Source organism: Leucobacter aridicollis, assembly GCF_013409595.1.
GTDB lineage: Bacteria > Actinomycetota > Actinomycetes > Actinomycetales > Microbacteriaceae > Leucobacter > Leucobacter aridicollis.
The window spans coordinates 1,211,863-1,231,093 of sequence record NZ_JACCBD010000001.1; the positions used below are offsets into that span (position 1 = coordinate 1,211,863).

General features: G+C 70.0%; 19 protein-coding genes and 1 pseudogene. 7 read left to right on the forward strand and 13 right to left on the reverse strand.

Going from position 1 to position 19,231, the window contains the following annotated elements; translation table 11 throughout:
• Positions 1 to 186: 186 nt before the first annotated feature.
• Genes bcp through aroA form a run of 4 tightly spaced genes read right to left on the reverse strand, consistent with a single transcriptional unit; the run spans position 187 to position 4,189 of the window.
• A complete protein-coding gene (gene bcp, locus BJ960_RS05600) occupies positions 187 to 660 on the reverse strand; it encodes a thioredoxin-dependent thiol peroxidase (protein ID WP_185986567.1) in 474 nt (157 codons plus the stop codon).
• 37 nt (positions 661 to 697) lie between these two features.
• Positions 698 to 1,516 (reverse strand): hypothetical protein, encoded by an 819-nt coding sequence (locus tag BJ960_RS05605; RefSeq protein ID WP_185986568.1) that lies wholly within the window; start codon positions 1,514 to 1,516, stop codon positions 698 to 700.
• Positions 1,517 to 1,551: 35 nt separating this feature from the next.
• The gene (gene rsgA, locus BJ960_RS05610; RefSeq protein WP_121077341.1) at positions 1,552 to 2,643 is read right to left on the reverse strand and encodes a ribosome small subunit-dependent GTPase A; all 1,092 of its coding nucleotides are present in this window, start codon (positions 2,641 to 2,643) and stop codon (positions 1,552 to 1,554) included.
• Between the two features lie 4 nt (positions 2,644 to 2,647).
• Positions 2,648 to 4,189 carry a 3-phosphoshikimate 1-carboxyvinyltransferase gene (gene aroA, locus BJ960_RS05615; RefSeq protein WP_237463640.1) on the reverse strand — a complete coding sequence of 514 codons (1,542 nt, stop codon included), beginning with the start codon at positions 4,187 to 4,189 and terminating at the stop codon, positions 2,648 to 2,650.
• 273 nt (positions 4,190 to 4,462) lie between these two features.
• Here aroA and BJ960_RS05620 point away from each other — a divergent pair, with 273 nt between their 5' ends.
• From BJ960_RS05620 to BJ960_RS17160, 6 genes and pseudogenes are all read left to right on the forward strand, one after another.
• On the forward strand, positions 4,463 to 5,791 hold the full coding sequence (locus BJ960_RS05620; protein ID WP_185986570.1) for a GntP family permease: 1,329 nt from the start codon (positions 4,463 to 4,465) through the stop codon (positions 5,789 to 5,791).
• A gap of 47 nt (positions 5,792 to 5,838) precedes the next feature.
• A complete protein-coding gene (locus BJ960_RS05625; protein ID WP_185986571.1) occupies positions 5,839 to 7,155 on the forward strand; it encodes a four-carbon acid sugar kinase family protein in 1,317 nt (438 codons plus the stop codon).
• Positions 7,156 to 7,209: 54 nt separating this feature from the next.
• Positions 7,210 to 8,235, forward strand: coding sequence for a 4-hydroxythreonine-4-phosphate dehydrogenase PdxA (gene pdxA, locus BJ960_RS05630; protein WP_185986572.1), 1,026 nt, complete (start codon positions 7,210 to 7,212; stop codon positions 8,233 to 8,235).
• Positions 8,236 to 8,333: 98 nt separating this feature from the next.
• On the forward strand, positions 8,334 to 9,131 hold the full coding sequence (locus BJ960_RS05635) for a DeoR/GlpR family DNA-binding transcription regulator (RefSeq protein WP_185986573.1): 798 nt from the start codon (positions 8,334 to 8,336) through the stop codon (positions 9,129 to 9,131).
• A gap of 78 nt (positions 9,132 to 9,209) precedes the next feature.
• Positions 9,210 to 9,842 carry a sigma-70 family RNA polymerase sigma factor gene (locus BJ960_RS05640; RefSeq protein WP_121077331.1) on the forward strand — a complete coding sequence of 211 codons (633 nt, stop codon included), beginning with the start codon at positions 9,210 to 9,212 and terminating at the stop codon, positions 9,840 to 9,842.
• A pseudogene (locus BJ960_RS17160) lies at positions 9,839 to 9,946 on the forward strand (zf-HC2 domain-containing protein); the annotation flags it as partial. The gene BJ960_RS05640 and the pseudogene BJ960_RS17160, both read left to right, overlap by 4 nt.
• Before the next feature lie 137 nt (positions 9,947 to 10,083).
• Here the strand turns inward: BJ960_RS17160 and BJ960_RS05650 are convergent.
• From BJ960_RS05650 to BJ960_RS05690, 9 genes are all read right to left on the reverse strand, one after another.
• Entirely contained in the window at positions 10,084 to 10,572 is a 489-nt protein-coding gene (locus tag BJ960_RS05650; protein WP_185986574.1) for a YbaK/EbsC family protein, read from the reverse strand.
• 2 nt (positions 10,573 to 10,574) lie between these two features.
• Complete coding sequence (locus tag BJ960_RS05655) at positions 10,575 to 11,495, reverse strand: ABC transporter ATP-binding protein (protein ID WP_185986575.1); 921 nt, start codon at positions 11,493 to 11,495, stop codon at positions 10,575 to 10,577.
• Positions 11,492 to 12,298 carry an ATP-binding cassette domain-containing protein gene (locus BJ960_RS05660; RefSeq protein ID WP_185986576.1) on the reverse strand — a complete coding sequence of 269 codons (807 nt, stop codon included), beginning with the start codon at positions 12,296 to 12,298 and terminating at the stop codon, positions 11,492 to 11,494. Before BJ960_RS05660 ends, BJ960_RS05655 begins: the two co-directional genes overlap by 4 nt.
• Positions 12,295 to 13,143, reverse strand: a complete 849-nt coding sequence (locus BJ960_RS05665) for an ABC transporter permease (protein ID WP_185986577.1) — start codon at positions 13,141 to 13,143, stop codon at positions 12,295 to 12,297. The genes BJ960_RS05660 and BJ960_RS05665 overlap by 4 nt, the downstream gene beginning before the upstream one ends.
• Positions 13,140 to 14,096 carry an ABC transporter permease gene (locus BJ960_RS05670; protein WP_185986578.1) on the reverse strand — a complete coding sequence of 319 codons (957 nt, stop codon included), beginning with the start codon at positions 14,094 to 14,096 and terminating at the stop codon, positions 13,140 to 13,142. The genes BJ960_RS05665 and BJ960_RS05670 overlap by 4 nt, the downstream gene beginning before the upstream one ends.
• 112 nt (positions 14,097 to 14,208) lie before the next feature.
• Entirely contained in the window at positions 14,209 to 15,738 is a 1,530-nt protein-coding gene (locus BJ960_RS05675; RefSeq protein WP_121077316.1) for an ABC transporter substrate-binding protein, read from the reverse strand.
• A 231-nt stretch (positions 15,739 to 15,969) separates the two neighbouring features.
• Entirely contained in the window at positions 15,970 to 16,359 is a 390-nt protein-coding gene (locus BJ960_RS05680) for a Fe-S oxidoreductase (protein WP_307814677.1), read from the reverse strand.
• Positions 16,356 to 17,204: an arginase family protein gene (locus tag BJ960_RS05685; RefSeq protein WP_185986579.1), complete on the reverse strand. Its 849-nt coding sequence runs from the start codon at positions 17,202 to 17,204 to the stop codon at positions 16,356 to 16,358. The genes BJ960_RS05680 and BJ960_RS05685 overlap by 4 nt, the downstream gene beginning before the upstream one ends.
• Positions 17,205 to 17,256: 52 nt before the next feature.
• A complete protein-coding gene (locus tag BJ960_RS05690; RefSeq protein WP_121077311.1) occupies positions 17,257 to 18,093 on the reverse strand; it encodes a DUF3097 family protein in 837 nt (278 codons plus the stop codon).
• 64 nt (positions 18,094 to 18,157) lie between these two features.
• On the opposite strand from BJ960_RS05690, the gene BJ960_RS05695 reads away from it, so the two are divergent.
• Positions 18,158 to 19,228 (forward strand): enoyl-CoA hydratase/isomerase family protein, encoded by a 1,071-nt coding sequence (locus BJ960_RS05695; RefSeq protein WP_185986580.1) that lies wholly within the window; start codon positions 18,158 to 18,160, stop codon positions 19,226 to 19,228.
• Positions 19,229 to 19,231 lie beyond the last annotated feature (3 nt).

Genomic DNA, 19,231 nt, shown 5'->3' on the forward strand with positions numbered 1-19,231 from the left:
CGCGTCCGGCAGCGCGGTCGAACGCCAGCTCGAGCGCTCCCCGCGATCCCGTGCGCTCGCGACTGCGCTCGCGCGGGTGAACGCGGGGTGTCCAGTCGGTGCCGCCGCCTTCTCATGGACGACGAACGCCGCAGCGGCCGGTAGAATCCGGCGCGCGCTGCGGCGTTGAATCGTTCGAGCGGTTCGCTACGCGTCAACCATCTTGAGCACGCGGGCGACGTGTCCGGTCGCCTTAATGTTGTACAGCGCGCGCTCGATGACGCCTTGCTCGTCGATGATGAATGTCGAGCGGATCACTCCCTCGACGATCCGCCCGTAGCTGTTCTTCTCCCCGAACGTGCCATACGCGCGGTGCACTGCGGTGTCGGGATCGCTGAGCAGCGGGTACTCCAGCCCGTCACGGTCGGCGAAGCGCCTGAGCTTGTCGACGGCGTCGCGCGAGATGCCGATGACGCGGTAGCCAGCTGCCTCGAGGGGCGTGGTTGACTCCTGGAACTCGCACGCCTCGGTCGTGCAGGCCGGGGTCATTGCCTGCGGGTAGAAGAAGATGATGAGCTTCGAGCCGCGGAACTCGCTGAGTGACCGCTCGGCGCCGTCCTGGTCGAGCAGCGCGAAGTCGGGGGCGGGCATACCTGGCTCAAGAATCACACGATCAGTCATGCGTTCCAGCCTATCGGCGGCGCGCTTCAAGCGTCCGCTACTGGGCGGGAGGCGGGGTTTGCGGCGGGGCCTGCGGCGGGAACGGCGGAGCCTGCGGCGGGCCCTGCGGCGGGAACGGCGGGCCCTGTGGCGAGCCCTGCGGCGGCAGGTATCCGGGCGGCTGGAATCCCTGTGGCGGCCCCTGCGGGGCTCCCTGGGGCGGCTGGAACGCCTGCGCCGGCGGCGCGTACTGGCGCGGCACGGCGAACCCTGCGAGGTGCCTGTGTTCTTCTGCGAGCTGGCCCTGCTGCAGGGCCCACAGCGCGGTGACTCCCGCCTGGCCGTAGCCGAGCTCGATCCGGCGGATGTTGAGCGCCTGCCCTATCCCGGCGGCCGGCACGAGCACAATCCCGACGATGAACAGGCCGAGCATTGGCAGCCCGTTTGTCACGCCGACGGTTTCCGCGAACGGGCTGAGGGTCGGGGCGATGATCATGAGCAGGAAGCCGACGCTTGGCAGCACCAGCCCGAGCCAGAGGAGCGCGTTGACCGAGCGCCCCGAGCCCGGGAAGTGCCGCACCATGCCGCGGACGGTGAGCGCGCTCGTGACGACGCTGGCGATCATGCAGAGCCAGCCGATGACGGCGAGCATGAGCGAGGGGCCCGCGACGCCTGAGAGCGCGGCGATGCCGATTCCGTATGCGCCGATCAGGATCAGCGCGATGGTCGGAAAGACGACGCTGAACATCGGGCGGGTGAGCATGACGAGCGACAGGTAGCCGCGCGCGAGATCGGGTAGCGGCTTCGGCGCAGCGGCCGCGGGCTGCCCCTGCGGAGGCGGTTGGAACTTGGCGTACTGCTGCGGCTGCTCGGACATGCCCCCAGTGTAGGGGCATGCGAGGCGCTGGCTGGCTATTTCAGGAGGCGGCGGAGCGATTCGACGCGGCGGGCGCCGAGCGCGTCGAGGCGACCGTCTGCGATTGCGAGGTCGAGCTCGCAATCGGGCGCTTCCTCGGTGTGCGAGCAGCCGCGCGGGCAGGCGTCGAGAAGGGGAACCAGGTCGGTGAAGCCGCGCAGGATCCCGTCGCTCGTGACGTGCCCGAGCCCGAACGAGCGGACTCCGGGGGTGTCGATCACCCAGCCGGATTCGCCGGCAGCTGCGCCCGGCGTCGCCGCGCGCAAGGCGACGGACGACGACGAGGTGTGGCGGCCGCGGCCGGTGACCTCGTTCACGTGGCCGGTCGCGCGCTCGGCCTCGGGGACGAGCGCGTTGATGAGCGTCGACTTGCCGACGCCGGAGTGCCCGACGAAGACCGTGGTCTTGCCCGCGAGCGTCTCGCGGATCTGCGAGAGCACGCCGGCGGGGGAGTCGTCCTCCCAGGCCCCGGGGGCGGAGCGGAAGATGGGCACCTCGAGGGCGGCGAAGTTCTCGAGGAACGGCTCCGGATCGGCGAGGTCGATCTTCGTGAGGCAGATGAGCGGTTGAATGCCCGCGTCGTACGCCGCGACGAGGTAGCGGTCGACGAGGCGCACGCGCGGCTCGGGGTTCGCCGCGGCGACAACGATGAGCATCTGCTCCGCGTTGGCGACCATGATCCGTTCGACGCGGTCGCTGTCGTCGGCGCTCCGCCTGAGCATCGTGGTCCGCTCCTCGACGGCGACGATGCGCGACAGGCTGCCCTCGTCGCCGGAGACGTCGCCGACGAGCTGGACCCTGTCGCCGATGACGATCGCGGTCTTGCGGAGTTCGCGCGCGCGTGCGGCGACGACGACACGTTCGGGCGCGGCCTTGGGGCCGCCCTTCACCGCGGGGGTCGCGGGCACGAGCGCCGTGTACCTGCCGCGGTCGACGGCGGTGATCATCCCGGTGACCGCGTCGGCGTGCTCGGGGCGACGCTTCGTACGGGGGCGGTTCGCCTTCGGATTCGGCCGCGTCCGTACCTCGTGATCGGCGTACTCGCCGTAGGGTGCGTCGTCCTCGTCGTCGACGTTGAACCAGCTCACGCGCTCAGATCCCTTCGAGGAAGCCGCGGGCGATGCGCCCGAGCGTGCCGGCGATCGCGGCCCCGTGAGCGGCGCCTTCCGCGGCGATGTCGAGCCCGAGGCCCAGTCCGTCGTGCTCCGCGCCGTCGGCGTCTGGCAGCATGCCGCGCCAGAGCTCGGGGAACTGGGGGAGCGTCTTCGAGGTGCTGGCGATGTCGTCGATCTCGACGCCGGGCACGAGCAAGCCGACGAGCGCGCCGGTTGTCGCGATCCGGTGGTCGGCGTAGGCCTGCCACAGCCCGCCGTGCATGGCAGCGGGGTGGATCCCGATCCCGTCCGGCAGCTCCTCAGCGTTGCCGCCGAGGCGGTTGATCTCGGCGACGAGGGCCGCGATGCGGTCGGTCTCGTGGTGCCGCGTGTGGCCGATGCCGGTGATGGTGCTCGGCTCACCCGGCGTCCCGTCTGGCCGTGGCATCGCGGCGAGCGCAGCGAGCCCGACGAGGGTGGGCGAAAGCTCGCCCGCGTCGGGCATGTGGATGTTCACGCCGCGCAGCCGCCCGGTTCCCGTGACTGTAAGTACGCCGTGCTCGAGAGTTGCGGTCCCGCCGAATTCGGGCAGCAACGTCCGCAGCTGGTCGCCGACCTGGGTGGTGTCCGCTGGCCAGTGCGGGATCGAGACCGTCCCGCCGACGGCGAGAGCCGCGGCAAGGAAGGGCGCGGCGTTGGACAGGTCGGGCTCGATGGTGATCTCGCGTGCGCGGATGGGGCCGGGCGCGACCCGCCATTCGCCGGTCGCTGGCGAGTCAGCCTCGACGCCGCGGGCCCGGAGCGCCTCGAGCGTCATCTCGATGTGCGGCACGCTCGGCAGCCTGTCGCCGGTGTGGACGACGTGCACGCCCTGCTCGAAGCGCGGGGCGGAGAGCAGCAGCGCGGATACGAACTGGCTGGACAGCGACGCGTCAACCTCGACCCGCCCGCCGCGGAGGCCCCCGCCGCCGTGCACGGTGAAGGGGAGCGCGCCGCGGCCGTCGTCCGAGATGTCTGCGCCGAGCGCGCGGAGCGCGTCAAGCACGGGCCGCATCGGCCGCTTGCGCGCGTAGGGATCGCCGTCGAATGCGACTGGGCCGAGCGAGAGCGCGGCGACGGCTGGCACGAACCGCATGACGGTGCCGGCGAGGCCGCAGTCGATGCTCGTCGACCCTGTGAGCTCCTCGGCCGGGGTGACGCGGAGGTCCGGACCGTAGGGGTTCTTCCCGGCAAGCGGGGTGATGTCGGTGCCGAGGAGGCGCAGCGCCTCCACCATGAGGTCGGTGTCGCGGGAGTGCAGCGGCACCCGGAGCGTGCCCGGGCCGTCTGCGAGGGCGGCGAGGATGAGCTCGCGGCCCGTCAGCGACTTCGACCCGGGGAGCGGCACGTAGGCATTCAACGGTTCGCGCGTGGTGTCCGGCCCGGACCCGGTGCCGCCGTCTGGGGCGACCGTCGGCACCGTCGGGGCAGCCCAAGGTTCGGTGACATCGTCGGGCACATCGCCGGAACGGTCGCCGTTGTCGTCGTTTCCACGGTTCATGTTTGCAGCCAGCATCACTTCTGAGCTTACCCGGCTTCGCTGCGTCCGGCGGGCGTGATTGGTGCGGCGCACCCGCGTGAGAGGCTGGAGGTGCCGTGAGCGGGCAGGCGCGGATCGCCGCCGCGCCCGAACGAATGTGGGCAAACCTGCGCGAGTCTCGATCAAATTGCGTGAGGCGCGCAATTGACCTCGGGTGAAGTTCCCCCTAAGGTGGTCGAAGCGCGCATCTTCCGCGCCATATCTGCGTGTTTCAATTACTTTAAGGAGGTCGATGTGGACCTGCAACTGCTTGCCGCGCTCATCGTTGGCGTGGCTGCGATCATTCTCATCATTCTGAAGACCCGCCTCGACGCGTTCCCCGCGCTGCTCATCGGCGCGATCGTCACCGGCCTGGTCGCAGGCGTTGCCCCCGTCGAGCTCGTCGGATTGATGACCGCAGGCTTCGGAAACACGCTCGCGAGCATCGGCATTGTCATCGGGCTCGGCGTCGCGCTCGGCAAGCTCATGGAGGTCACCGGTGCCGCCGACGCGCTCGCACGCGCCTTTGTGAAGCTCTTCGGCAAGGGGCGCGAAGCCCTCGCCATGACGATGACGGGCTCGGTCGTCTCGATCCCCGTGTTCTGTGACAGCGGCTACGTGATGCTGCACCCGCTCGCGCGTTCGCTCGCACGCCGAACGCAACAGGGCGTCGTGGTGCTGTCGCTGGCGCTCGCGGGCGGTCTCGTGCTCAGCCACACCCTGGTCCCGCCGACCCCGGGGCCTCTCGCGGTCGCCGGCCTGCTCGGCGTCGATCTCGGCGTGATGTTCCTCGTCGGCATTCCGTTCATCATTGTGCTCGTCCCGGTCGTGCTGTTGTTCGCTCGAATCATGGGCAACAAGCTCGAGCCCTTCCGCGACCCGAGCATGTTCGCGCTTGAGGACGAAGAGGCAAACACGCGCCCCGTCATCGGCGCGTTCCGGGCGGCGCTGCCGATCGTCGTGCCGATCCTTCTCATCGTGTCGAACACCGCCTCGAAGGCGCTGTTCCCCGGGACCTCGATCGAGGCCGTGACGAGCTTCATTGGCGCGCCCGCGATCGCGCTGCTCATTGGCCTCGTGCTCGGCGCGTACACGCTGCCGCAGCGCGGCACCGAGCGCAAGGAGGTCGTCGGGTGGCTGAGCGAGGCTGCTGCATCGGGCGGACTCATCATCTTCATCACCGGCGCGGGCGGCGCGTTCGCGAACGTGCTCACCGAGTCGGGCGTCGGCAGCAACCTCGCTGACGGAGTCGGCATGCTCCCGCTTCCGCTGTTCCTCATCCCGTTCCTCGTCGCGAGCGTGCTCCGCGTCGCGCAGGGCTCGGGCACCGTGGCGATGATTACCGCGGCGACGCTCGCCGTGCCGCTCGTCGAGGCTGGCACGCTCAACCCCGTGCTCGCGGCGATGGCATCCGCCTGTGGCGCGTTCCTGTTCTCGCACTTCAACGACTCGTTCTTCTGGGTCGTGACGAAGTTTGCGGGTCTCTCGGGTACGAAGGCGATGAAGGCCTGGAGCGGGATGACGACAACCATCTGGGTCGCGACGATCCCGCTGCTGTTTATCCTCTGGGCTATCGTCGGCTAACCCCGACGTCGCGCTCACCCACCGCCGGCTCCGCAGAAGGGCACCCATTGACTACTTCGAATCCCGTCCTCGTGATCGCGGACGACCTCACTGGCGCGAACGCGTCTGGGGCGCGCTTCGCCCGGGCCGGTCTCCGGTCGGCGACGGTGACGTCGAAGGCGCTCGACGGGCCGATCCCTGGCTTCGACGCGCTCATCGTGACGACCGACAGCCGGCATACGTCCGCCGCCGACGCGGCGACCAGGGTACGTGCCGCCGTCGAGGCGATCCCGGGCGCGGAGCTGGTGGTCAAGCGCACCGATACGACCCTGCGTGGGAACGTCTCGGCGGAGGTCGCCGCGGTGCTCGACGCGGTACGCGCTGCACACCCGGGTGAGCGCGTGCGTGGGCTTGTCGTGCCCGCCTATCCGACATCCGGTCGGACGACGGTTGACGGCGTGCAGCTGCTCGACGGGCGGCCGCTCGAGCAGACCGAACTGCGGTACGACGTGCACAATCCGATGACGACCTCGATCGTCGCGGACATCCTGTCCGCGCAGCGTCAGCTGAGCTCGCGGCACGTGTCGCTGCGCACCGTTCTCGGCGCGGCGCTCACGGAGGCGCTCATCGCGGGCGACGAGGATCTCGTCATTTGCGACGCACTCGACGACGCGCACATCCAACTCATCGCCGCTGCCGCCGCGCAGGCGACGCGGGAACACGGGGTCCGCTGGGTGACCGTGGACCCCGGTCCCGCTGGCGCGTTTCTCGCGCGAGCGCTTGAGCTCGGCACGCCCGAGCGGGCGGACGAGCCGCCGCTGCTCGCCGTCATCGGGAGTGTCACCGACCTCTCGATGACGCAGGCGGAGTACCTCGCGCAGAGCGAACTCGTCCGCGTGCTCGAGGTCGACTCGCTGCGGCTCGCGGGGGAGCGCGAGGGCCAGCCGGGAGCGGGCGATCCCGTCGGCGAGCTCGCCGACGAGCTGCGGCAGCTCATCGAGACGAGCGCGTTTCCCGAGCAAATCCTCATGCGCGTGCAGCCGCCAGCGGTCGGCGGCCACCTGTCGCCTGCGGGGCGCGAACGGTTGCCCGGGCTGCTCGCGGCGGTGGTGCTCCGCGCCCTCGAGACGGCGCCCGTCGCCGGCGTGTACAGCAGCGGCGGCGACATCACCGCGGCGATCCTCGATGCCGCGGGAATTCGCGCGTTCGAGGTCATCGGCGAGGTCATCCCGCTCGCCGTCTACGGCACCGCGATCGGCGGCACGCTCGATGGGGTGGCCGTCGTCACCAAGGGCGGCCTCATCGGCACCGAAGTTACTGCCGAGGCCTGCATGAACCAGCTCCGCACCCTCGCGGAACGCACCTTTGCGCGGGCGGATCGCTAGCGCCACGCGCGCAGCACGCCCGGCACACATCACGAACATCCATCTGGAGGAATCATGACCCGTCACACACTCGCACTCACCCTCGGTGATCCCGCAGGCATCGGCCCGGAGATCGCCGTCCAGGCGGTGCTCAACGCCGCGGGCCCCGCGGGCCCGGCGCGCGCCGTCATCGTCGGCGACCCGGTCTCGGTGACGGCCGCACTCACCGTGCTCGGGCTCGACGCAACGGTGCGCACGGTCGCGTCGTGGGACGAGCTGCCAGCCGAGGAGGCCGGGGTGATCGACGTGTTCGACATCGGCGTGCTCGGCGACGAGCCGGTGGCCTGGGGTGAGATCTCGGCACGCGCCGGCGCCTCCGCGGTGCGCGCCATCGAGGTGGCCACCCAGGCCGCCCTCGACGGCAAGGTCGCGGGTATCGTCACCGCGCCCATTAACAAGGAAGCCATCTGGGCGGCCGGAAGCGAGCACCTCGGCCACACCGAGATGCTCGCCGAGCTCACCGGATCCTCGCGCTCGAACACGATGTTCGTCGCGCGGGGCAAGAAGATCTTCTTCGCCACCCGCCACGTGTCGCTGCGCGGCGCGCTCGAGCGGATCAGCACGGAGCTTGAGGTGGACGCGATCGACGAGGCGCTGCGCGCACTCAAGGTCTACGGCACCGACGAGCCCCGCCTCGCGGTCGCAGCGATCAACCCGCACGGCGGCGAGAACGGCAAGTTTGGTACCGAAGAGATCGACTTCATCCGCCCCGCCGTCGCCGAGATGCAGGAGCGCGGCCACAACGTCGTCGGGCCGATCCCGGCGGACTCGGTCTTCCACCAGCTGTTCACGGACCGCTACGACGCGGTGCTCTCGCAGTACCACGATCAGGGACACATTCCGGCGAAGACGATCGACTTCAACGGGACGATCTCGGTGACGGTGGGCCTGCCGATCCTCCGCACGTCGGTCGACCACGGCACCGCATTCGACATCGCGGGCAAGGCAATCGCCGACCCCGGCACGATGATCTCCGCCTACCTGTCGGGCGCGGAGTTCGCGCCGTTCGCCGGCCGCATCCGTGAGGACTTCAACCGATAGCCGTCGGGCGCGGAGCGCGGCGGCACCCCCGCACGAGCAGATAGGCTGGCGGCGATTGCAACCATGCAGCGCCGCACGCGAGAGAGAGGCCATCGAACATGGGGGAGACGCCCGCGCTCCGCGGAGAGTACCAGCACACGAAACGACGGCGCGAACGCCTCGTCGAGCTCGTTGAGGCTGGCTCGGGCAGCGAGAACGTGCACGCCCTTGCCGACGAGCTCGACGTCTCGGTGTCAACGGTGCGGCGCGACCTCGCTCACCTTGAAGCCGACGGCAAGCTCGCGCGCACCTACGGCGGGGCCATGGGGGCCGGACGGCTCGACCGATCCTGGCAGGTGAAGTCGACCGAGCACCAGGATCGGAAGCAGGAGATCGCGCGCTATGCCGCGACGAAGGTTGCGCGCGGCATGACCGTGCTCCTCGACTCGGGAACGACGGTCGCGGAGGCCGCCGCGATCCTGGGCACCCGGCCAGACACCCACCTCGTGACGAACGGACTGAGCTCGCTGCTCGCGCTCGCCGATTCGGATGCGGACGTCACGGTGCTCGGGGGTCGGCTGCGCCGCCCGAGCGAGTCAATCATCGGAGCGGCGACGCTGCAGATGCTCCAGCACCTCACCGTGGACGTCGGCTTCCTGGGTGCCGAAGCCCTCCACCCGACGCGCGGACTCAACTGCCCCGAGATGGACCAGGCGCTCGTGAAGCAGCTCATGTCGACGAACTCGAAGCGGACCTGGGTGCTCGTCGACTCCAGCAAACTCGAGCGGGAGGCCCCGTTCTCCTATTGGGCCCCGGTTGCCGCGGGCTGTGGCGTCATCACCGACTCGCGCGCAACCGATGCCCAGCTCGCGCCTTTCAGAGACGGCGGATGGATCGTCGAGATCGCACCGGCATAGCTCGGGTCGGGTCCCGCCGACGCCCAGACCCCGGCACGTCTCCAGGACGGCGAACCCGCTCCCCGGTAGGCTAGGTGTGTGACTAGCAATGAGCAGGCGGCGGGCGGCGACCTTCAGGCGCGCTTCGCCGACGAGGCGTTGCCGCTGCTTGACCAGCTCTTCGGCGCCGCCATGAAGATGACGCGGAACCAGCAGGACGCGCAGGACCTCGTGCAGGAGACCTTCTTGAAGGCGTTCCAGGCATTCGCGTCCTTTGAGCAGGGCACGAACCTGAAGGCGTGGCTGTATCGCATCATGACGAACAGCTACATCAACACGTATCGCAAGAAGCAGCGCCAGCCGTTTCTCGGCGCCGTGGAGGAGCTCGAGGACTGGCAGCTCGGCGGCGCAGAGTCGACCACGGCTATGGCGTCGCAGTCGGCCGAGGCCGAGGCGATCGACCGCACCCCGGATTCGGTCGTCACGACCGCCCTCAACGACCTCGCCGAAGACTTCAGGATGGCCGTCTATCTCGCCGACGTTGAGGGCTTCAGCTATCAGGAGATCGCCGACATCCAGGGCGTGCCGATCGGCACCGTGATGAGCCGACTGCACCGTGGGCGAGCAAAGCTCCGTCAGGTGCTCGGGGAATACGCCAGGGAACAGGGCGTTGGACTTGATAGAGCCGACACGGCAACACAGACATCAACCAAGAAGGGAGCCGCGCGATGAGTGACTGCGGGTGCGACAAAGCCAAAGCCAATATTTACGAGTTGCTGCGCGGTGAACTGTGCGCCGAGGAATCTGCCCCGATTCGTGAGCACCTCGAGCACTGTACCGACTGCCAGAACGAAGAGAGCGTCTGCGCGCGCTTGACCACAGCGGTTCGCCGCGCATGCGAGGAAGAGCGCGACGGCGCCGCGCCAGCGGACCTGCGTGACGCGATCCTCCGCGGCCTCACGGTCTAGCCGGGTTACTCCTCGTCGCGCCAGCCGGTGCAGACGTCGACCCAGCCGAGCGCGTCGCTGAGCTCCTCGAGCTCGGCAATCGTGAGTTCGACCGCTGAGTGCGCGCTGCCCGCGGCCGGAAACACCGTCTCGAAACGCCTGAGCGATGCGTCGAGGTAGACGCGTGCCTCGTCGGGGTTCGCGAACGGGCACACCCCGCCGACCGGGTGCCCGGTCAGCCGCTCGACGTCATCGAACTTCAGCATGCTCGGCTTCGCGCGGAACTCGCGCTTGAACATGCCGCCGTTGACCTTCGCGTCGCCCGCGGCGACGACAAGGATCGCGCCGGGCTCGTCGGTGGTACTCGCGAACGCGAGCGTCTTCGCGATGCGCGCGGGCTCGGTGCCGGCCTGCTGCGCGGCGAGCTCGACCGTCGCACTCGACTCGGCAAACTCGAGAATGGTGCCCGTCCAGCCCTGCGCCAGTAGGTCGGCGCGCACGGTGTCGATGCTCATGTCTATCCTCCGCTCGGTGGGGCGCCGGCCGAGCCGCGCCAGGTGGTGTCTGGAAGTCGCAGCCGCGAGGCGACGAGCTCCTGCGTGTACGGATGCGTCGGGGCGTCGAGGAGCTCGGCGGTGGGGCCGTCCTCGACGATCCTGCCGCCCTGCATCACGATCGTGCGCTCCGCCAGCTGCGGGACGATGCCGAGATCGTGCGTGATCGTCACGAGCGTGAGCCCGAACTCGGCTCGCAGCTCGGCGAGGAGGCCCAGCACGCGTGCGCGCACCAGCACGTCGAGCGCGCTGACGGGCTCGTCGCCGACGAGCAGCTCAGGCCCGTGCACGATCGCGCGGGCGACGGCGATGCGCTGCCGCTGCCCGCCCGAGAACGCGTCGGGGTAGCGCGTTGCGGCGCTCGCAGGCAGCCCGACGCGCTCCAACACGGCGCGCACCATGGCGCCGTGGTCGCCTGGAATCTGGGCGCCTTCGAGCGACTCCGAAACCGATTGCTCGATGGTGCGTCGCGGGTTGAACGACGAGTACGGATCCTGGAACACGAGGCCGGTGCGGCGGCGCAGCCAGCCCAGATCGCCCGATCTCGCGTCGACGTCGCGCCCCGCGAAGCGGACGGTGCCGGCAGTCGGCTTGCTCAGGCCGAGGAGCTGCCGGATGAGCGTGGTCTTGCCCGATCCTGATTCCCCAACGATCGCGACGCTCTCGCCGCGCTCGATCGTGAGCGAGGCGCCGTCGAGCGCGCGCACGACCTGGCCGCGCTCGAACAGCTTGCGAGCGGGAGTGCGGAACTCTTTCGAGACGTCGGTGAGCTGCACGAGCGGGTGACCGGCCTCGCTCGCGCGCTGCGCCGCGTCGGGGAGGTTCAGCTGCCCGGTCCACGGGGTGCTGCCCGTCCACGTGGCGGCTGGCGTGTGGTCGTTCATGCCGCTTCCCCTCCTGCCGCTGCGATCAGGGCCTGCGTGACCGCGTGGGCGGGGCGCTCGAGAATCTCGCGCACGCTGCCCTGTTCGACGATCTGCCCGTCGGCGAATACGAGCACGCGCTCGGCGACCTGATTCACGACCGCGATGTCGTGCGTGATGCAGACGAGCGAGCACTCGTCGCGGTCGGTGATCTCGGTGAAGAGCTCGAGGATTCCGCGCTGCACGGTCACGTCGAGCGCGGTCGTCGGCTCGTCGGCGAGCAGCAGCCCGGGCGACGCCGAGATCGCTGCGGCGATCGCGGCGCGCTGTCGCTGGCCACCAGACACCTCGTGCGGGTAGGCGCGCACGATGCGTTCAGGGTCGCGGAGCCCGACCTGCCGCGCCAGCCGGAGGGCCGCCTCGCGCCGCTGGTCGCGCCCGAGGTGGTAGTGGAGTGCGAGCGCCTCGGTCATCTGGACGCCGAGTCTGCGGAACGGGCTCAGCGCGGTCTTGGGCTCCTGGAACACCATGCCGATGCGGTCGCCGCGGATTGCCGCGAGCTCCCTGTCGGTCAGCCCAAGGAGCTCGCGCCCGTTCGCGCGCACTGAGCCGCTCACGGTGGCCTCGCGGGGGAGGAGCCCCGCGATCGCGAGCGCCGTCATCGTCTTGCCGGAGCCGGAGCCGCCGATGATCCCGAGACGCTCGCCGGCCTCGAGGCTGAAGCTGACGCCGTGCAGGATCTCGGTGCCGCCGATGGCGACTCGGAGATCCTCGACGACGAGTTCGGTGGCGCCGGTTTCCGGGCCGGATTGCGTGTCGTTCACCGGGGCACCTCCGCGGTCTCATCGGCCGGGTCGCGCATGTCGAGCGCGTCCCGGAGCTGGTCGCCGAACAGGAAGAACGCGAGCACGGTGACGGTGATGGCGAGGCCCGGCCAGAGCACGGTCTCCGGGTAGACGGACACGAAGCGCTGCGTTGACGCGAGCATGCCGCCCCAGGAAGGCACATCCTTCGGGGCGCCGAACCCGAGGTAGCTCAGGCTCGCTTCGGCGAGCACCGCGGTGCCCATCGTCCAGGTGACCTGCACGATGTAGACGGGGAGCACGCTCGGGATGAGGTGGCGGAACAGGATCCGCGTGCGCGAGAGCCCCGCGACCTGGGCCGCGACCACGAAGTCGGCGCCCTGCACCTGCCTGAATTCGGCGCGCAGCACGCGGCCCATCGAGACGCCGAACGCGACCCCGAGTGCGGCGACGACGATCGGGATGCCGCTGCCGAAGACCGCGGTGAGCATGATCGCGAGGAGCGTCGTCGGGAACGCGACGAGCACGTCGATGCCGACCGCAACGACCTCGCGCACCGGGCGTTTGCCGAGCCCTCCGAGCAGCGCGAGCAGGAAGCCGATGAGGCTCGCGAGGGCGCCGGTGCCGAGCGCGACCCCGAACGAGACGCGGCTGCCGGCGAGCAGGCGCGACGCGATGTCGCGGCCGCTGCCGTCGGTGCCGAGCCAATGGTCGCCCGACGGCGGCAGCCACACGTTGCTCGTGGCGTGATTCGGGTCCTGCGGCAGCCAGAAGTAGGAGACGATCGATACGCACGCCACGAGGGCGAGCACGCCGACCGCGAAGACGCCAACGGGCCGTCCCATGATGTTTCGGAGTGTCTTCATTCCTCGCCCTCCGCCCGGAGCCGCGGGTCGATGAGGCGGTGCACCACGTCGACGAGAGCCCCCATCACAAGAATCACTGAGGTGAGCACCAGCAGCGTCGACTGCACCTTCGGCAGGTCGCGCTCGCCAACGTCCGAGACGAGCATCGTTCCAAGCCCGGGCAGGCTGAACAGCTGCTCAACGACGACGGCCCCGACGAGGAGCGCCGCCGCCTGCAGACCGAGCATGGAGATGATCGAGAGCCCGACGCCTGGCAGTCCCTGCGTGAGGAGCGCGCGGAGCCTGGAATTGCCCTGCGACATTGCGGTGCGCACGTGGTCGGCGTCGAGCGCGCGCAGCGTCGCGCTCCGCACGAGCCGGAAGAGGATCGCGCCCTCAATGAGGCCGATCGTGAGGGCTGGCAGCACGAGCGACCGGAACGCCTGCACTGGCCGCTCCCACCCGTCTTGCGGGAATCCCTGGGACGGCAGCCACCCGAGCCACGACGAGAGGACCAGCGTGCCGAGGAGGCCCGCCCACACGACGGGGATCGCCGAAGCGAGCACGCTCGACGCCGACACGAGCTGCCCGAGCGGCGTGGAGTTGCGATAGGCGGCGAAGACCCCAAGCGGGAGCGCGACGAGCAGCACGACCGCGAGCGACATGATTGTCAGCGGTATGGTGACCTCCGCCTTCTCGGCGAGCTCCGAGGAGATCTCCGTACCCGTGACAACGGAGTGCCCGAGGTCGAAGCGCAGGACGCCGCCGATCCAGTCGAAGTACTGGGCGAACAGCGGGCGGTTCAGGCCGAGCTGTTCGCGGAGGTTCTCGACCTGGGCCGGGGAGGCCTGCGTGCCGCCGATGACCTGGGCGACGTCGCCCGGCAGGATCCGCAACGTTGCGAAGATGAGCACGCTCGCGACGAGCCAGGCGAGAGCCAGGAGGCCGGTGCGGCCGATGATGAATCGCGTCACGTTCCGAGACTACTCACTCTGGGGCCTCCTGTGTGCGTAGGCGTGATACGTGTTCGGGCTCGGGGATCGCCAGCGTGGCGGCCCCCGAGCCCGAGTGGACGGGTGCGACCGACTAGTCGATCGAGACGCCGGCGAGGCTCACGCGGGCGTTGGTGTTGACGCTCGGGAAGCCGCTGACCTTCGTGCTGATGACGTTCGTCGGCGTGTAGTTGAAGAGCCACTTCGCGGGGGCGTCCTCGGCAATGATCCCTGCAGCTTCCTCGAGGAGCTTCGCCTCGGCACCGGCGTCGGTGCTCGCGAGTGACTCCGCATACAGGCGCTGCACCTCGGGGTTGTCGTATCCGAAGTAGTAGCCAGGGTTCGCGTAGTTGCCGAGGTCGCGCGCCTCGGCGTGGTCGACATAGCTGAGGTCGAAGTCGTGGTTCGAGTAGACATCGTTCAGCCAGGTCGGGAACTCGACAGGCTTCACCTTTGCGGAGACGCCGACCTCTGCGAGCTGGCTGGTCACCATGTCGAGGGCCGCGGTGTCGTAGAAGTTCGGCGACGTGATGGTGAGGCTAAGGTTCGACTGCCCGGCCTCGGCGAGCAGCGCGCGCGCTGCCTCGGGATCGTACCCGTTGACCTTCGTGAGGTCGACATAGCCGGGCTCGAGCTCGGTGATCGGGCTGCCGAGCTGCACGGCGTCGCCGTTCTGCGAGGCGACGAGGGCCTCGCCGTCGATCGCCATGCTGAGCGCCTGGCGCACGCGGGGATCGTCGAAGGGCGCGCGGGCGCTGTTGTAGGCGAGCGTGAACACGTCTGCGCTCTCCGCGCGGACCATGTCGAAGTTCGCGTTGCCCTCGAACTCCGCGCGCAGCGGCGAGAGGAGCGCGGTGTGGACGTCGATGTCGCCGTCCTTCAGCGCGTTGACTGCAGCGCGTCCCTCGGGGAAGAAGCGGAACGTCGCGCGGTCGACGAGCGCGGGCTCGCCCCAGTAGCCGGCGAACTTGTCGAGCGTGATGCTGTCGCCCTGCTTCCAGCGCGTGAACTCGAACGGGCCGGTGCCGTTCGCCGAGTTCTGGAGGCCGTCGGTCGAGCCGCCCTCGAGGATGACGCCCGCTGAGCCTGCGAGCTCCCACAGCAGTCGCGAGTTCGGCTGTTCGAGCGCGATCCTGACGGTGTTGTCGTCGACCTTTGTCACCTGCGCGTCGAACCCGACGGAGTCCGCGGTGAGCGCGGGCTCGAGCGACGCGACGACGTCGTCGGCGGTGAACTCGGCCCCCGAGTGGAACGTCACGCCCGACCGCAGCGTGAACGTGTACTCGAGACCGTCCGCGCTCACCTCGGGCATCTCGGTCGCGAGGACGGGCACGATGTCGGCGATGCTGCCTGCTTCGATGCCGACGAGGCCCTGGTACACGTTGTCGATGAGCACCTGGCCGGTGGCGACGCCTGCGTCGTTGCGGACGTCGAGGCTCGTGGGTTCGAGCACGAGCCCGACCGAGAGCTCCTTGGTGTCATCGCCGGACGTCGGGCGCGTGAGCGCGAAGTAGGCGGCGACGGCGGCGATGAGGCCGACGAGGATGATGACGCCAATGACGATGGGCGTCTTTGAGCGCGTGCGCTTCGTGTATGTCGGCGGCTGCGGGTTCGACTCACTCACGGTGACTCCTCGGGGTCGATCTGCGAAGCAGATGGGTCAGAATGGGAGCCTGCGTTGACGCATGGCGCACGCAGACGGGATCAGCGCCGAAACGACGTGCGCTGAACGCCTGCGCCTCGCTGCGCGGGTGTCGAGGATCGAGACTACGCTGGGCAAACTCGAAGTGGCGCGGAGAAGTCGACCTTGTTGCAGTGTTGTTACGAACCGCGCGGTCGGTTGCGGGCCAGACCGCTAGCGGACGTACCCGCCGTCACGCAGCCCGGCCTCGACCTCGAAGCGGTTGGTGAGGGGGTCTCGGCCCGCGAGGAAATAGAGCAGCGGCAGCGCGAGGCCGTAGCGGCGCCACTGGCGGCGGTGCACCTGCTCGTGCCTGAGGATCGCGGGGCTCACGTTCGCGTCGGTGAGGTAGCAGGAGCCGACGCAGCTGCCGCCCCGGCCGAACGTCCAGCGCGGCATGCCGCGGAACACCCACATCCCGTCGAGGCGTTCGACGGCTCCGGTTGACCAGATGCTGCCCCAGATGAAGCCGACCGCGGTCGCGTAGGCGTAGCCGAACCACGCGAGCGGCAGATTGCGCGGCGGCCGCGGACCCGCGGGGACGCCGGGACCCGTGCCCGTCACCTGCTGCCGCCCGAGACCAGCGCGGCGAGGAGCCGCAAGACCGTCGGGGAATCGTCGGAGGCGATCTCGGCGGTGGCCGGCGCAAACTCGCAGATCGCCGCGCCCGCCAGCGGTGCCGTGGCGACGGCAGCGCGCACGGCGCCAGCCAGGTCGGAGACCGCGAGGCCGAACGGCACGGGAGCGTGCACGGCCGCGAACTCGGCGGGATCGAGCACGTCGAGATCGATATGCACGTAGACGCTCGTCGCGCCGATCTCGGTAAGCCAGTCCCGCACGGCCTCCGCCGGGCCCTCGGACGTCGCCGCGAGACTGCGGATGCCGAGCTCGTCGATTGCCTGCGCCTCCTCGGCGTCGACCTCGCGCGCGCCGACGAGTAGCACGCGACTCGGATCGATCGGATGCGCGCCGTTGAGATCGGCGATCCCCAGACCGAGAGCGTGGCGCAGCGCCATGCCCGAGGCCGCGCCGGAGGGCGAGGTGCTCGGGTGTTGGAGGTCGGGGTGCGCGTCGAACCAGAGCACCGCGACGCCCGGGTCGCGCTCGGCCGCGCGGTCGAGGCCCGCGAGCGTTGAGGCGCAGTCGCCCCCGAGGGTGATCGCCGGATCCTCGGCTGAGCGGAGCGTCTCGCGGGCGGCGTCGCGGGCGGCGACCACCGAGCTCAGGCGCGCCACCGGGGTTCCGAGCGCGTCACCCGCCTGCTGCGGCACGGCGACGTCGAAGCGGGCCGCCGGCGGGAGATCCTCCCGGAGGTGCGCCGCGCCGTCGGTGATGAGCATCGCGCGCGACGACGCGGAACCCTGCCACTCGGGCATCAACAGAAAGATCGCCTTGGTCGGCTCAGCCATCGCACCCACCCTTAGTCATGTGATTCCCTCAGCCTACGCCGGAGTAGCTGAGTCAGTGCCCGACAGATACAAAGTCGATGAGCTCCTCGACGCGGCCGACGAGCTGCGGTTCGAGATCGCGGAAGTTCCGCACCCTGCCGCGGATGCGCTGCCAGGCCTCGGCGGTGTCCGCGAGATCGTCCGACGGCCAGCCGAGCGCGCGGCAGATGCCTGTCTTCCAGTCGATCCCGCGAGGGATCTTCGGCCACTCGGTGAGGCCGAGCCGCGCCGGCTTCACGGCCTCCCAAATGTCGATGTATGGGTGGCCGACGATGCGCACGTGGTCGCCGTGCGGACCGCGCTCGATCGCCTGCGCGATCCGGGTCTCCTTTGAGCCGGTGACGAGGTGATCGAGCAGCACGCCCGCCCGTCGCCCCGGGCCGGGCTTGAACTCGGCAAGCACCCGCTCGAGGTGGTCCGCGCCGTCGAGCAGCTCGACGACGATGCCCTCGATGCGCAGGTCGTCGCCCCAGACCTGCTCGACGAGTTCGGCGTCGTGCTTGCCCTCGACGAAGATGCGGCTCGGCATCGCGACGCGTGCGCGCTCGAGCGGCGCTGCGAACGAGCCGGACGCCGTGCGCTGCCGCGCCTGGGCCCGCTTCGGCGGCACGAATTTCACTGGCTTGCCATCGACCAGGAACGCGTCAGACAGCGGGAACCCGCGCACCGCGCCGTCGAAGTCTTCGAGCTTCAGCACTCCGTCGCGCGCGTCGACGACGGCACCGCAGAACTCGGTGAGGCTGTGCTCGACGACGAGGCCCTTCACGAGTTCGACCTCGGCGCGCTGCACTGGTCCGCGGCGCGGTTTCATCCTGGCGATGGGGTCGTTGTCGTAGCGGTTGTCGAACACGACATCGAGCCTAGCGAACGGCGGGCGCTGTGCGCCGCAGATCCGGGGCTGCTACCGTGGCGATATGAACGCTGAAGTTTCTGAACCGCTCATCCTTGTTGCTCGCGACGGCGCGATCACCCGGGTCACGCTCAACCGGCCGCGAGCGATCAACGCGCTCAACACCGAGATGTTTGCTGGGCTCGCCGCCGCGCTTGACGCGGCCGCCGGTTCGAACGCGATCGTGCTCGACGGGGCGGGGGAGCGCGGCTTCTGCGGCGGCGGAGACATCAAGCAGATCGCCTTTGGCGGCGACCCGCGGGCGCTGTTCGGCGCCGAGTATCTTGTCGACTACCGCGTGAGTGCCTCCGAGGTGCCCGTCGTCGCGCTCATGGACGGCATCGCGATGGGCGGCGGGATCGGGCTCGGCGGGCACGCCGCCTTCCGCGTGGTGACTGAGCGCTCGCGGCTCGCGATGCCCGAGGCCCGGATCGGCATCATGCCCGACGTGGGCGGGCACTACCTCCTCGCGAACGCCCCGGGCCGGCTCGGCGAGTACCTCGCGATCACGGCGAGCGAGATGGGGCCGGCGGATGCGATCGCCCTGGGGTTCGCGGACACCTTCGTGCGCAGCGACCGGCTCGACGACCTGCGCGCCGCGCTCGCCGCAGGGGGCGACCCGGCGGCGACGCTGGCGACGTTCGCTGAGCCGGTGCCCGCTGCGCCGCTCCTCGCGGTGCGCGAGTGGTTCGACCCCATCGCCGACGCCGCGTTGCAGGCCGTCGACGCGGTCGCGGACCCGGTGGGCGCAACCGCTGCCCTCCTCCAGGGCCTCGAGGCGAGCCCGCTGCCGATCGCGGCCGAGACCGCCGCGATCGTGCGCGGCATGTGCCCCGTGTCGCTCGTCGTCAGTGTCGCGCAGATCGCGCGCACCCGGGCCGAGCGGCTCGACGTCGCCGGCGTGCTCGAAGACGACTACCGCATCGTGCCGCGCCTCGCCGTGCTGCCGAACTTCGCCGAGGGCGTGCGGGCGCAGCTTGTCGACAAGGATCGAAACCCGACGTGGGTGCCCGAGCGGGTAGCGGACGTGGACCGGAACGAGATCGCCGCGATCCTCGCGCCCCATGACGCGGGCCAGTCGGGGCTCGGCCTGTAGCGG

Bases quoted from the DNA above. Each gene is read 5' to 3' on its own strand.
- BJ960_RS05635 (WP_185986573.1), top strand. From the start codon at position 8,334: ATGGGGGAGACGCCCGCGCTCCGCGGAGAGTACCAGCACACGAAACGA.
- BJ960_RS05650 (WP_185986574.1), bottom strand. From the start codon at position 10,572: ATGAGCATCGACACCGTGCGCGCCGACCTACTGGCGCAGGGCTGGACG.
- BJ960_RS05685 (WP_185986579.1), bottom strand. From the start codon at position 17,204: ATGGCTGAGCCGACCAAGGCGATCTTTCTGTTGATGCCCGAGTGGCAG.
- pdxA (WP_185986572.1), top strand. From the start codon at position 7,210: ATGACCCGTCACACACTCGCACTCACCCTCGGTGATCCCGCAGGCATC.
- BJ960_RS05665 (WP_185986577.1), bottom strand. From the start codon at position 13,143: ATGAAGACACTCCGAAACATCATGGGACGGCCCGTTGGCGTCTTCGCG.
- BJ960_RS05605 (WP_185986568.1), bottom strand. From the start codon at position 1,516: ATGTCCGAGCAGCCGCAGCAGTACGCCAAGTTCCAACCGCCTCCGCAG.
- BJ960_RS05655 (WP_185986575.1), bottom strand. From the start codon at position 11,495: ATGAACGACCACACGCCAGCCGCCACGTGGACGGGCAGCACCCCGTGG.
- aroA (WP_237463640.1), bottom strand. From the start codon at position 4,189: ATGAACCGTGGAAACGACGACAACGGCGACCGTTCCGGCGATGTGCCC.
- BJ960_RS05695 (WP_185986580.1), top strand. From the start codon at position 18,158: ATGAACGCTGAAGTTTCTGAACCGCTCATCCTTGTTGCTCGCGACGGC.
- bcp (WP_185986567.1), bottom strand. From the start codon at position 660: ATGACTGATCGTGTGATTCTTGAGCCAGGTATGCCCGCCCCCGACTTC.